The sequence below is a fragment of the Nocardioides sp. NPDC127503 genome (assembly GCF_040302165.1).
Taxonomy (GTDB): Bacteria; Actinomycetota; Actinomycetes; order Propionibacteriales; family Nocardioidaceae; genus Nocardioides.
In genome coordinates this window covers 139,312-152,155 of record NZ_JBEORH010000004.1, presented here as the reverse complement: position 1 = coordinate 152,155, position 12,844 = coordinate 139,312, and the positions used below count along the sequence as shown (strand labels likewise).

General features: G+C 68.1%; 13 protein-coding genes. 7 read left to right on the top strand and 6 right to left on the bottom strand.

Going from position 1 to position 12,844, the window contains the following annotated elements; translation table 11 throughout:
* The first annotated feature begins 12 nt into the window (after positions 1-12).
* From ABTW65_RS10685 to ABTW65_RS10675, 3 genes are read left to right on the top strand one after another with little or no spacing between them, the layout of a single operon-like run.
* Entirely contained in the window at positions 13-624 is a 612-nt protein-coding gene (locus ABTW65_RS10685) for a CDP-alcohol phosphatidyltransferase family protein (RefSeq protein WP_350660046.1), read from the top strand.
* Complete coding sequence (locus ABTW65_RS10680) at positions 621-1,082, top strand: hypothetical protein (protein ID WP_350660045.1); 462 nt, start codon at positions 621-623, stop codon at positions 1,080-1,082. Before ABTW65_RS10685 ends, ABTW65_RS10680 begins: the two co-directional genes overlap by 4 nt.
* A gap of 38 nt (positions 1,083-1,120) precedes the next feature.
* The gene (locus ABTW65_RS10675; RefSeq protein ID WP_350660044.1) at positions 1,121-2,086 is read left to right on the top strand and encodes a glutathione S-transferase family protein; all 966 of its coding nucleotides are present in this window, start codon (positions 1,121-1,123) and stop codon (positions 2,084-2,086) included.
* Positions 2,087-2,100: 14 nt separating this feature from the next.
* Here the strand turns inward: ABTW65_RS10675 and ABTW65_RS10670 are convergent, their stop codons facing one another.
* A complete protein-coding gene (locus tag ABTW65_RS10670) occupies positions 2,101-2,673 on the bottom strand; it encodes a hypothetical protein (RefSeq protein WP_350660043.1) in 573 nt (190 codons plus the stop codon).
* A gap of 70 nt (positions 2,674-2,743) precedes the next feature.
* On the bottom strand, positions 2,744-3,838 hold the full coding sequence (locus tag ABTW65_RS10665; RefSeq protein ID WP_350660042.1) for a DUF2855 family protein: 1,095 nt from the start codon (positions 3,836-3,838) through the stop codon (positions 2,744-2,746).
* A gap of 202 nt (positions 3,839-4,040) precedes the next feature.
* On the opposite strand from ABTW65_RS10665, the gene pdhA reads away from it, so the two are divergent.
* The 4 genes from pdhA to ABTW65_RS10645 all read left to right on the top strand — a co-directional run bounded on the left by pdhA (position 4,041) and on the right by ABTW65_RS10645 (position 8,447).
* Complete coding sequence (gene pdhA, locus ABTW65_RS10660; protein ID WP_350660040.1) at positions 4,041-5,177, top strand: pyruvate dehydrogenase (acetyl-transferring) E1 component subunit alpha; 1,137 nt, start codon at positions 4,041-4,043, stop codon at positions 5,175-5,177.
* Positions 5,174-6,151, top strand: a complete 978-nt coding sequence (locus ABTW65_RS10655) for an alpha-ketoacid dehydrogenase subunit beta (protein WP_350660039.1) — start codon at positions 5,174-5,176, stop codon at positions 6,149-6,151. The genes pdhA and ABTW65_RS10655 overlap by 4 nt, the downstream gene beginning before the upstream one ends.
* Positions 6,145-7,473 carry a dihydrolipoamide acetyltransferase family protein gene (locus tag ABTW65_RS10650; RefSeq protein WP_350660038.1) on the top strand — a complete coding sequence of 443 codons (1,329 nt, stop codon included), beginning with the start codon at positions 6,145-6,147 and terminating at the stop codon, positions 7,471-7,473. The genes ABTW65_RS10655 and ABTW65_RS10650 overlap by 7 nt, the downstream gene beginning before the upstream one ends.
* Before the next feature lie 113 nt (positions 7,474-7,586).
* Positions 7,587-8,447, top strand: a complete 861-nt coding sequence (locus tag ABTW65_RS10645; RefSeq protein WP_350660037.1) for a calcium-binding protein — start codon at positions 7,587-7,589, stop codon at positions 8,445-8,447.
* Positions 8,448-8,548: 101 nt separating this feature from the next.
* Here the strand turns inward: ABTW65_RS10645 and ABTW65_RS10640 are convergent, their stop codons facing one another.
* The 4 genes from ABTW65_RS10640 to ABTW65_RS10625 all read right to left on the bottom strand — a co-directional run bounded on the left by ABTW65_RS10640 (position 8,549) and on the right by ABTW65_RS10625 (position 12,811).
* Positions 8,549-10,186, bottom strand: a complete 1,638-nt coding sequence (locus ABTW65_RS10640; RefSeq protein ID WP_350660036.1) for an ABC transporter permease — start codon at positions 10,184-10,186, stop codon at positions 8,549-8,551.
* Positions 10,183-11,121, bottom strand: coding sequence for an ABC transporter ATP-binding protein (locus tag ABTW65_RS10635; protein WP_350660035.1), 939 nt, complete (start codon positions 11,119-11,121; stop codon positions 10,183-10,185). Before ABTW65_RS10635 ends, ABTW65_RS10640 begins: the two co-directional genes overlap by 4 nt.
* Before the next feature lie 71 nt (positions 11,122-11,192).
* Positions 11,193-11,861 (bottom strand): TetR/AcrR family transcriptional regulator, encoded by a 669-nt coding sequence (locus tag ABTW65_RS10630; protein WP_350660034.1) that lies wholly within the window; start codon positions 11,859-11,861, stop codon positions 11,193-11,195.
* Between the two features lie 47 nt (positions 11,862-11,908).
* The gene (locus ABTW65_RS10625; RefSeq protein WP_350660033.1) at positions 11,909-12,811 is read right to left on the bottom strand and encodes an exonuclease/endonuclease/phosphatase family protein; all 903 of its coding nucleotides are present in this window, start codon (positions 12,809-12,811) and stop codon (positions 11,909-11,911) included.
* Positions 12,812-12,844: the final 33 nt, after the last annotated feature.

Below are 12,844 nucleotides of genomic sequence, written 5' to 3'. Positions count from 1 at the left end.
ATGCTCCGGACCATGACAGACACCGCCGTCATCACCGACGCCAAGGAGCGCGCCCGTCCCGAGTCGGAACGGCTGTGGACGTCGGCGACGGTGATCACGTTCGTACGCACCATCGCGTCGGTGGTGCTGTCGGCGAGCGCCGCGTCTCAGGGCAGCCTGACCCTCCTGGTCATCGCACTGGTCGTCTACTGGGCCGGGGACAGCCTCGACGGGGCGGTCGCCAGGTGGCGCGATGAGGAGACGCGGATCGGCGGGGTGCTCGACATCTTCTCCGACCGTCTCTGCGCCGCGGCGTTCTACGTCGGACTGGCGTTCCTGCAGCCGGACCTGTCGCCGGCGATCTTCGTCTACCTGGCGGAGTTCATGGTGATCGACTGCTTCCTCTCGATCGCCTTCCTGGCCTGGCCGATCAAGAGCCCGAACTACTTCTACGTCATCGACCGGACGCTGTGGCGGTGGAACTGGTCCCACCCGGGCAAGGCGGTCAACTCGGGGCTCTTCGCGATCCTGCTGCTGGTCACCGGCTGGATGTGGTTGGGTCTGGCGATCGCCACGGCCCTGCTGGTCATGAAATGCGTCTCGCTGGGACGTCTTCTCAGGATCGGCCTGCCCGTGCCTCGATGAGACTTCTGATCGGCACTCTCCTCTTCTGTCTCGGCTCCGCGCTCATCCCGGTGATGAACGCCGAGGCGTACCTCTCCGTCGTCGCCCAGAGCTCTGACTGGTGGCCACCGTTGCTCGGGCTCGTCGCCGGGCTCGGCCAGACCGGCGGCAAGGTGGTCTGGTACTACGCCGGTCGCGGCTCCACCAAGATCCCCTGGATCAGGAAGAAGCTCGAGTCGCCCAAGTGGCAGGGTTCTTATGACCGCTGGTACGCCCGGACCTCGGGCCGCCCGGTTCTGGCCACCGCACTTCTGGCCGCGTCAGGCTTCTCGGGCTTTCCGCCGCTCGCGGTGATGGCCGTTCTCTTCGGCGCCCTGCGGTTCAACCTGCCGATCTTCACGCTCACGGTGCTCGTCTCCCGTGCGCTGCGGTTCTGGGTGATCCTGGAGGCCGCGGGCCTCGCCTGGACGTTCCTCTGATTCGCTTCAGGATTCAACCACAACGTTAGAGTGAGTCCATGCGGGAGAAGGCGACCTACGTACAACCTGGCAACGAGTTCAACCGGGACATGAACTACATCCCGGACCGGATCACTCAAGACGCGCGGACGCCTGAGTTCGGGCCGAGCGACGTGCCGTTGTGGCCGGTCGAACCGGGCCGCTACCGGCTGGTCGCGGCCGCCGCCTGCCCGTGGGCCAACCGGGCGATCATCGTCCGCAACCTGCTCGGGCTCCAGGACGTCATCTCTCTCGGCCTCGCCGGGCCGACGCACGACGCCCGGTCGTGGACCTTCGACCTCGACCCCGGCGGCGTCGACCCCGTGCTCGGGATCGAGCGGCTGCAGCAGGCCTACTTCAAGCGCTACCCCGACTACCCGCGCGGGATCACGGTGCCGGCGATCGTCGAGGAGGCCTCGGGCAAGGTCGTCACCAACGACTTCCCGTGGATCACCCACGACTTCTTCCACGAGTGGACCGACTTCTTCGCCGACGACGCGCCCGACCTGTGGCCGCGCGCGCTTCGCGAGGAGATGGACGAGGTCAACAAGCGGGTCTTCACCGAGATCAACAACGGCGTCTACCGGTGCGGCTTCGCCGGCTCCCAAGAGGCGTACGACACGGCGTACGAGCGGCTCTTCACGGCTCTCGACTGGCTCGAGGAGCGGCTCTCCGGGCAGCGCTACCTGGTCGGCGACCAGCTCACCGAGTCAGACATCCGGCTGTTCACGACGCTGGCCCGTTTCGACGCGGTCTACCACGGCCACTTCAAGTGCAACCGGCAGAAGCTGGTCGAGTTCCCCGCGCTGTGGGCCTACGCGCGCGACCTCTACCAGACCCCCGGGATCGGCGAGACGCTCGACTTCGTCCAGATCAAGCAGCACTACTACGTCGTCCACACCGACCTGAACCCGACGCAGATCGTGCCTGCCGGCCCTGACCTCTCCGGCTGGGACGAGCCGCACGGGCGCGAGTCGCTCGGCTGAAAGAAACTTTTCTTTCAGCCGGCGTAGTAGCCGGCGCGCTGTCGCTGCCTCGCGGCGCCGACCGCGCTGAAGTACGCCGAGGACGGCCGCACCCACAGCAGCACCAGGATCGCGACCACCAGCAACGGGCCCACGACCGCAAGCACGGTGCCGGCGGCCGACGTCGGCAATGCGGCGCCGCCGAGCGCCGCGTTGCCGGCGAGGTTGCCCAGGCTCGACAGGCTCCCGGCGAGGGAGAGCCCGCCGAAGACGGTGCCGGTGACGCGGGCCCAGTTGCGGCCCTTCCCGTTCATGATCGCCATCCAGATCCACAGCCCGAGGGTGATCAGCCCGAAGACGGTGCCGCCGATCTGGAGGATCGGGACGAACACGTCCGCCATCTCACGCGCGTCGAGGACCGAGGGATCGTACGTCGGCTGCTTCTCCATCTCCGTCACCATCAGCGTCTTCATCTCGGTGGTGTCCATGGTGAGGAGGAAGACCGTCGAGAGGATGCTCAGCAAGCCGCCGAGCCACATCCCGTAGACCGCGTACGTCAGGGTCTTGGGCCGTTCGGCGGGCTGGCTGTAGCCGTACGGATCGGACATGGTGCGCCTCCGGTGGTCTAGGGGGCGCGACTCTAGCGGCGCCCCACGGTCGCGACCACAGAAATTCCGATCAGCCCGCGTTGGGGAGGAAGACGTGGCCGACAGCGGGGTCCGTCGACCCGTCGTGGAAGCCGGCGATGACGGCCGGGGCGTCCTCGAGACCGGTGTGTTCGAGCAGCTTGATCGATGGCTGCTCCGTTCCTCCCATGCGCTCGAGGAAGTCACGCTCGTCGCGTCGATAGCGCTGCATGAACGCGCGCGACTGGCCTTCGGCCTTGTAGGCGTCGAGCTGGAGGGCCGCGAAGAAGAAGACCGGAGCCGGTCCGACGAGGCTGTCGTCGTCCTCGGGAAAACCGTCGGCTTGGGTCGACCCGATGAGGCAGTCGAAAGCGAGTTGGTCACCGAAGTGCTCGTGAACCCGGCGGCGCAGATCACCGTCGCCTGACAGATCGACGTAGACGGTCCGTCTGGTCCGGTCGATGGCCGTCAGGTCGGCGTACTCATGCGCTGCGGTGTAGTGGCCGAGGCCTTTCACGAAGTCGATGTTGCGGGCCGAGGTGAGCGCGATCTTCTGTGCCGGTGAGTCGGCCAGGCAGTAGGCGGTGCCGTACGCCGTCTTGCTCGAGGCGCTCGAGATCACGAACTGCTCGGCGTCGAAGAAGTCGCGGTCACGCAGGTAGTCGGCGGCGGTGTAGGAGGTGATGAACAGGGCACGGTAGATCGCGGTGAGGCTGTCCAGCCGTGGATCGGATTCCCGGGGTTCGAACTCGTAGAGGTTGTAGACCTGGGGCGTCCCGGTGCGGTGCTCGGCGCCGTCGACGAAGCTGCGGGAGGTGACAGCCGTGGGTCGCATCGTCAGATGGGTCGCGATGGGAAAGTAACCGAAGACTCGGGTCCCCACGGGGATGTCGGACGCCCTCGACTCGACGATCTCCGCGTGCCCCCACGCGGGCATGCAGCCGTACCCGGACTGTTCGGCCGGGAACAGATTCCAATAGCCCAGGGTGTCGCCGTAGACCGCATAGGTCATGTTGTTCGTCGTCAGAGCGAAGCGTTCGATCCGTGCCAGCACCTCGCCCTCGCCGAGCTGCGGTGCCGGGAGGTCCACCAGATCAGCCACTCCCAGGTCGCTCTTGAGCGACTCCACCTGGGCAAATCGAGTCATCGGTTCCTCATCTCCTGGGCCGGGGCTCCGTCACGTCTCGTAGAACTTACTAAGCGCTTGCTTAGTTGTCTATGTTCATCTGACTCGAACCTCTTCTCTCCCGGGGGCGGGTACCGTTTGGCTATGCCGATGTGCCACGGATCACAAGCCCGTGATCGGCGTAGCCAGCGGTGGCAACCCCACCCCGTGTGAAGGAAGCGTGATGACTGAATTTCTGGATCCGAGTCCCAGCCACACCGACATGGTGCAGCTGCTGAACCCCGAGGGAGAACGGGTCTCGCACCCGGACTTCGAGTTCTCACCCGACCGACCTGAGGACGAGGCCGTACGCGGCTTCTACCGCGACATGGTGCTGACCCGTCGCCTCGACGTCGAGGCCACCGCGCTGCAGCGCCACGGCGAGCTGGGCCTGTGGGCACAGCTGCTGGGCCAGGAGGCAGCGCAGATCGGCGCGGCCCGCGCCCTCGCGCCCCAGGACTTCGTCTTCCCGACCTACCGCGAGCACGGCGTGGCCTGGTGCCGCGACGTCGACCCGATGCAGCTGCTCGGACTCTTCCGAGGCACCGACCAGGGTGGCTGGGACCCCGCCGAGCACAACTTCGGGCTCTACACGATCGTCATCGGCGCCCAGACGTTGCACGCGACCGGCTACGCGATGGGTGTCCAGATGGACGGCCTCGTCGGCACCGGCGACCCGACCCGCGACACCGCCGTCGTGGCCCACTTCGGTGACGGAGCCTCCTCGCAGGGCGACGTCAACGAGGCGATGGTCTTCGCCGCCTCCTACAACGCACCGGTCGTCTTCTTCTGCCAGAACAATCAGTGGGCCATCTCCGAGCCGGTCGAGCAGATGGTCAAGGTGCCGCTCTACAAGCGCGCCCAGGGCTTCGGTTTCCCCGGCATCCGCGTGGACGGCAACGACGTGCTGGCGACGTACGAGGTGATGAAGTCGGCGCTCAAGCGGGCCCGTGAAGGTGGTGGGCCGACGATGATCGAGGCCTACACCTACCGGATGGGCGCCCACACGACCACCGACGACCCGACCCGCTACCGGGTCTCCGACGAGGTCGAGGCGTGGAAGCTCAAGGACCCGATCGCCCGGGTCGAGGCCTATCTGCGCCGTGGCGGTGGTGCCTCGACCTCCTTCTTCGCCAAGGTGGAGGCCGAGGCCGAGGAGTTCGGCGAGCGCCTGCGTGCCGGGATCCACTCCCTGCCAGAGCCCGATCCCGTACGCCTCTTCGACAACGTCTACACCGAGCTGCCCGAGGAGCTGCGTGAGCAGCGCGACGGCTACGCGGCGTACCTCTCCTCCTTCGAGCACGAGGGGGCTTCCCGATGACGAAGATGACGTTGGCGAAGGCGCTCAACGCGGGTCTCCGGCGCGCGATGGAGGACGACGACAAGGTCGTCCTGATGGGGGAGGACATCGGCCGGCTCGGTGGTGTCTTCCGGATCACCGACGGGCTGCAGAAGGACTTCGGCGAGGCGCGGGTCATCGACACGCCGCTGGCGGAGTCGGGGATCGTCGGCACGGCGGTCGGGCTCGCGCTGCGGGGCTACCGGCCGGTGGTGGAGATCCAGTTCGACGGGTTCGTCTACCCGGCCTACGACCAGATCGTGTCGCAGGTGGCCAAGTTCCACTACCGCTCCGGCGGCCGGGTCGCGATGCCGATGGTCATCCGGATCCCGTTCGGCGGCGGCATCGGGGCCGTGGAGCACCACAGCGAGTCGCCGGAGGCGCAGTTCGCGCACACCCCTGGTCTCAAGGTCGTGGCCTGCTCGGACCCGGTCGACGCCTACTGGATGATCCAGCAGGCGATCTCCCACCCTGACCCGGTGATCTTCCTGGAGCCGAAGCGGCTCTACCACTCGACCAAGGCCGACGTCGACGTCGACGCCACGCCTGGCCCGCTGTTCGCCTCGCGGGTGACGCGGACCGGCACCGATCTGACGATGCTGGCCTACGGGCCGACCGTGAAGACCGCGCTGACCGCCGCCGAGGCGGCCGTGGGGGAGGGCAAGTCGGTCGAGGTGATCGACCTGCGCACGCTCTCACCGCTGGACATGGCGCCGGTCTATGAGTCGGTGCGGCGTACCGGCCGTGCCGTCGTCGTCCACGAGGCCCACGTCAACCTCGGCCTCGGTGCCGAGCTCGCCGCCCGGATCACCGAGACCTGCTTCCACTCCCTGGAGGCACCGGTCCTGCGCGTGGGCGGCTTCGACACGCCCTACCCGCCGGCGCGGGCGGAGGAGTACTTCCTCCCCGACCTCGACCGGGTCCTCGATGCCGTCGACAGGAGCCTGGCATGGTGAACGAGTTCAAGCTGCCCGACGTCGGCGAAGGCCTCACCGAGGCCGAGATCGTCGAGTGGCACGTCGCTGTCGGCGACGTCATCAAGGTCAACGACCCCGTCTGCGACATCGAGACCGCCAAGTCCGTCGTCGAGCTCCCCTCGCCCTATGCCGGGGTCGTCCAGGAGCTCCTTGTCGAGGTCGGCACCGAGGTCCAGGTCGGCACCCCGATCATCCGCATCGGCGACTCGGCGGAGGCGCCCGCACCCTCGTCCGAGCCTGCCGAGCCCCCGTCGGTCGGGGCCACTTCGTTCAGACCCGCGAGCGAAGCGAGCGGTGTCGAGACCAACACAGCCGCTGACGAGCATGAGAAGCCGCTGACGCTGGTCGGCTACGGCTCCAAGGAAGACGCGGTCGTACGCCGCAACCGCACCGCCTCCGCACCGGCCGCCGCCGCGGGCACCGGTGTGCTCGCCAAGCCGACCGCCCGGAAGCTGGCGCGCGACCTGGGTGTGGACCTGGCGACCGTCACCCCGGAGCGGGATGACGGCGTGATCACCACCGCCGACCTGGAAAATCTGACGTCTGCTCCGGCGCCTTCGACGGAGTCGGCTGGGCCAGCAGCGCCGGTCGGTGGTGAGCGTCGTGAGCCGATCAAGGGCCTGCGCAAGCAGATGGGCCAGGCGATGGTCGACTCGGCGTTCACGCTGCCGCACGTGACCATCTGGACAACGATCGACGTGACACGTACCTCCGAGCTGGTGGCCGGCCTCAAGGCCAACCGCGACTTCGCCGAGGTCCGCGTCAGCCCCCTGCTGATCGTGGCCAAGGCGACGCTGCTGGCGATGCGACGTACGCCGATCATCAACTCGTGGTGGGACGAGGCCGCCCAGGAGATCGTCTTCAAGGAGTACGTCAACCTCGGCATCGCCGCAGCCACCCCCAGGGGCCTCCAGGTGCCGAACGTGAAGGGCGCCGACCGGATGTCCCTGGTCGAGCTCGGCGCCGCGATCAACGAGCTCACCGCCACCGCGCGCACCGGCAAGACGCCACCGGCCGACCAGACCGGCGGGACGTTCACGATCACCAACATCGGTCCGTTCGGCATCGACGGTGGCGCCCCGATCATCAACCCGGGTGAGTCAGCGATCCTCTCCGTCGGCGCGATCAAACGTCAGCCATGGGTCGTCGGCACTGGTGAGGACGAGCGCATCGAGCCCCGCGACGTCTGCACCCTCGCGCTCAGCTTCGACCACCGCCACATCGACGGCGAGGCCGGCTCCCGCTACCTCGCCGACGTGGCCAGGATCGTCGGCGACCCGAGCACCGCCCTCCTGTTCTGACCCGTTCGACAATCGCTCCACAGATCCTCAATTCGCTACCTCGAGGGGTATCGGATCTGGCACGATCCTCAGGCCCGCGCTGACGCGGGCCTGAGGATCTTCTGGAGGCAGGAATGGTGCTCCTGACGGGGCGCACGCTGCTTGCCGGGTTCGTCGCGATGGCCGCCTCGGCGACCGTGCTCGTGGCGAGTCCCGCAGGCGCGGCGACAACATCAACCGGCGTACGTTGCACGATCGTCGGCACGTCCGGTGACGACAAGCTCCGCGGAACGTCCGGCAGGGATGTGATTTGCGGTCGAGGCGGCGGCGATGTGATCGAAGGGAGGGGTGGCAACGACCTCATCGATGGCGGATCGGGCGTCGACATCATCAGCGGTGGGTACGGCAGTGACACCATCCTGGGTGGCGACTCGCAAGATCACATCCACGGCAACGCGGGCAACGACACCATCCGAGGCGGAGCCCGGCCCGACTTTCTCTACGGCGAGTCAGGAGCCGACAAGATCATCGGCGGACGCGGCAGCGACGACATCTATGGCGGCGCCGGCAGCGACCGCATCTGGGGTGCGATCGGAACCGACACCATCACGGCAGGCGATGGCAACGACATCGTCTCGACCGGTGCGGGGCGCGACCTGGTTTGGGGAGGCGTTGGTGACGACCGGATCTACGGTGGCACCGAGGCCGACGATCTGTACGGCGGCCGTGGCGCTGACCAGATCCAAGGCGGAGACCACAACGACTACATCCGCGGTGATGCTGGTAATGACCGCGTCTGGGGAGGCAACGGGGATGACAGCCTTCTCGGCGGCACAGGCTCGGACGTCCTCCGCGGAGATTCTGGAGCCGACTACCTCGAGGGAGGGGACCAGAACGACAACCTCGATGGCGGTTCGGGTGAGGACGTCCTCTATGGCGGTGCGGGTAGCGACACCTGCGCGATCGGCGCCCGCGACGTAGCGGGCACCTGCTAGGTAGAGCCGGTCAGCGACGCCGAGACGTCAGTAACGCCGGTCGAGTGGGCACCTCGGTGCCCACTCGACCGGCGTACGTGACGCCTCGGCCCCGGTTGGGGTCAGGCGGGGATGTTCCTGCGGCGGAAGCCGACGAAGGAGGCCAGCAGCAGGACGAGCGCGACGGCGCTGAGGCCGATCATGTGCGAGGCCTCGATGGGCTCCTGCGGGTAGCGGCCGACCCACCAGAAGGGGGAGATGCCGGCGACCGAGTCGGGGAGGTCGAACAGCGGCCCGAACATCCCGGTGATGCACGTGAACGCGAAGAGCGCCCAGATGACCGGCGTGATCTTCGGGACCCAGGCATAAAGCGCCGCGGTGAGGGCCATGAAGACCGCGACGGCCGGCAGGAACGCCGTGCCGCCCTTCAGGAAGGTGCCCAGCTCGACCTCACCGTTGACCAGCGCACCTGCCCACAGCGCGAGAGCGCCCGAGATCATGGTCAGGACGAAAGCGCCCACCGCCACGACCACGAGGTGTGAGGCGAACCAGCGACCCCGTGAGACCGGCTTGGCGAGCGTGATCTCGAGGCGTCCTTCGGTCTCCTCCGTCTTGGCCCGCAGGGTGGTGGCGATCGCATACCCGGCGGCAGCCAGCGCTGCGTACAGGATCATGATCGCCAGGAACCCGGTGAGTGGGTCGTCGCCGAACATATTGGCCGCCTCGGGGATGTCGCTGACCATGTCCTCGACACCCTCGCCGAGGTAGGTGCCGGTCGCCCCGAACATCACGAAGGTGCCGAGGAACCACCAGAACAGGGCCGTACGCTGCTGGCGCCACGCCATCGCGATCGGGGACGAGAGCGTCCCGGTCGCCTCGGCCCGGCCGGAGCGGCCAGCGAGCAGCGCCCCGTCGAAGTCGCGCTTCGAGGCCAGGAAGGCCCCGACGGCGAGGAGCACCAGCACCGCCACGACGCTCAGAGCGAGCGGCCACCAGCGCAGGTCGACGTACGCCCTCATCTGCTGCGTCCACGCGATCGGCGAGAGCCACGAGAGCCAGGTGCCGTGCTCGCCGGGCTCGGCCTGCAGGTCGCCGATGCCGCGTACCAGGACCGAGACGCCGAGCACGGCGAGCGCGAGGCCGGTGGCGCCGCGCCCGTGCGTGGTCAGCTGCGAGGTGACCAGCGCGACGGCGGCGAAGACCAGGCCGCTGACGGCGATCGACGTCGACAGAGCGAAGGTGTCGGCCACCGCGAGGTCGCCCGCGGAGATCAGCAGCGCGCTTCCGAGCACCGCGAAGACGACGTTGGCGATGACCACCGTGAGCAGCGACGCGGCGACCGCCGCGTGCCGGCCGACGGCGCCGGAACGGACCAGCTCGGCCCGCCCGCTCTCCTCCTCGGCGCGGGTGTTGCGGACGACCTCGAACATGTTCATGACCCCGAGCAGACCGATCATCCACAGCGTCATCTCGTTGGCGAACATGGCGCCGATCGTGTAGTCGTCCAGCCCGTAGTTCGGCCCGCCGAGGAAGATCGAGGCCGGCTGCTCCATCAGCGCAGCGCGCCCCTCGCGGTCCTCGGCCGTGGGGTAGACCGTGCTGAGCGCGGTGACGAAGTAGGCGTACAGCGCCAGCAGCGAGACGGTCCAGACGGTCAGCCGCACCCGGTCGCGCCGCAGCATGAACCGGGTCAGGTGCCAGGTGCCGGCGAAGGAGGTCAGGGGCGTACGCCGGGGGAGGGCCGGAGCGAGCGCGCTCATCGCGCGTCCTCCGTCTCGATGACGTCGCCGTAGTGCCGCATGAAGAGCTCCTCGAGCGACGGCGGCGTGATGGTCAGGCCACGTACGTCGAGGTCGGTCAGCGTCTTGAGCACCTCGCCGACGGCGTGGTTGTCCACGTCGAAGGCGACCCGGGTCCCGGCGCCGTTCTGGCTGGTCACGAGGTCGTTGACGGCCTGCAGCCCGCTCAGTGCCGACGGGTCGCCGCCGACGGTCGCGACGACGGAGGAGCGGGTCAGGTGGCGCAGCTCGTCGAGCGTGCCGGACTCGACAGCGACCCCGGCCCGGATGATCGTGACGGTGTCGCAGACCTTCTCGACCTCGCTGAGGATGTGGCTGGAGAGCAGCACCGACGAGCCCGCGGCCTTGGCCTCCCGGGCGTACTCGGTGAAGACGGCCTCCATCAACGGGTCGAGGCCGGAGGTCGGCTCGTCGAGGATGTAGAGCTCGGACTCGTCGAGGAACGCCGCGACCAGGGCGACCTTCTGGCGGTTGCCCTTGGAGTAGGTGCGCGCCTTCTTGGTCGGGTCGAGCTGGAACCGCTCCAGCAGCTCGGCCCGGCGGGCCTTGCGCTTGGCCTTGTCGCCGCCCGGCTTGAGACGGGTGAGGTAGTCGATGCACTCGCCACCGGTGAGGTTGGGCCACAGCGAGACGTCGCCGGGGACGTACGAGATCCGCTTGTGCAGCTCGACGGCGTCGCTCCAGACGTCACCGCCGAAGAGGCGGGCGGTGCCGGCGTCGGCGCGCAGCAGCCCGAGCAGGACCTTGATGGTGGTGGACTTGCCGGCGCCGTTGGGGCCGAGGAAGCCGGCCACCTGGCCGTGCTGGACGGTCAGGTCGAGGCCGTCGAGGGCCTTGAAGGAACCGAAGGACTTGTGCAGGCCCGCGATCTCGACCGCGGGGATGTTGTCGGACATGAAGAACTCACTTCCACGTTGGAGACGTATGAGGACGTACGCCGACGGGGCAGGGCATCACTCAGCTGTGCTCAAGTGATCGGGGGCTCCGTCGCGGGGTCCTCCGGCGGGTCCGGGACGTAGAGCATGTATTCGTCGAGCATGCGACGGGTGGTGAAGAAGCCCTGGGTGTAGAGCTCGATCATCGGGAAGTAGCTGGTCGTCATGAACTCTCGGACGATGGCGCCGAGGTCGGCGGGGTCCTTGGGCGGGTTGAGGGTGAGCTCGAGCATCAGCATGCCGAGGGCGGAGAGCACCAGGTAGCGCGCTCGCGCCGGCTCGTTCTGGCTGGGCTTGATCAGGCCGGCATCGACGCCGTGCTTGGTGTAGCCGACCGCGTCCTCGATCATCTGCTCGATGAAGGTCTGGCTGACCGGTCCGCCGCCCTGCAGCGAGCGCAGGACGTAGCCGAGCATGGGTGCGTACTCCTCCGCCGACGCGAACCTGTGCAGGATGCTCTGCCCGGAGGCCAGCTCGTCGATGGAGCCGTTCTTGGCCGCGCGGATCTCGGCGAGCACCTTCTCGTCGCACTCGGCGTGGAGCTCGTCCTTCGAGCCGAAGTGGTGGATCACCAGGGCCGGGCTGACCCCGGCGTCGGTGGCGATCGAGCGGACCGAGGCCCCGAAACCGTCGCGCGCGAACCGCAGCACCGCGGCGTCGCGGATCCGCTCGCGAGTCGTCGGGTCAGGGGCTGAACGCATGTTTAATGCTAAACACGTGTTCAGCCCCTGCGCAAGGGGTTAACCGATCAGTTGGTGGCCCAGGTGAAGTCGACGGCGATCGGGAAGTGATCGGAGAGCATCAGGCCGGTGCCGTCCTCGCGGAAGTCGGCGTCCAGGTTGCGGTAGGCGGTCGCGCTCAGGTCGACCCCGCCGCCGTCGCGGTAGAGCACCTTGTCGACGACCTCGCACTCCACGCCGGGGTTCGTCTCCGGGCACCCCAGGGCGGGGCTGCCGCGGTCGGGCTCGTCCCCGCTGCGTACGAGCTCCACCCAGGCGTCGGTGAGGCCGTTGGTGGCGGCGAAGTCGGAGATTCGATCGCCCTCGGTGGTGTAGCGGGTGTTGGTGTCGCCCATGACCAGGACGGCGTTGCCGGCGGAGTGCTCGGAGATGTACGCGGTGAGCTGCGCGAGATTGCCGCGACGAGCGGCCTCGTCCAGGCGGTCGTCGCCGGCATCGGCGTGCAGGTTGTAGACATCGATCCAGGTGTCCGGGGCGATGTGCGCGCGGTGGAAGGTGAAGCCCTTCGGGGTCAGGCAGTCGGCCTGGTTGATCCAGCAGTCGTCCCAGGTGACGCGGTCGAGCGCCTCGTACGGCTGGTGGTGCAGGCTGTTCAGCCCGCTTCCGAACGGCACTCCGCCCGAGGTCGGGGTTCGGTGGGCGTGCACGTCGGTCGCGTAGAGGTAGGCGTGGTAGTTGAAGTCCTCCTGGACGTTGACGATGTCGAACTCGTCGATCCGCCGGCCGATCTCGTTGGTGGCGGACTTGCGTGGGGTCGGCGCGCTGGAGAGGAACTCCGGGAGGCCGGCGATGTTGTACGTCAGCGCACTGAAGCTGCCCTCGGCCGCCTGCGCCGGGGTACCGAGGAGGGGAAGGGCCGCGGCGAGCGAGGTCGTGGCGGCGAGGGCGAGGAGACGCTTGATCTGAGGCACGAGAAACTCCGATCGAGTGTGGGGGTCGAGGGC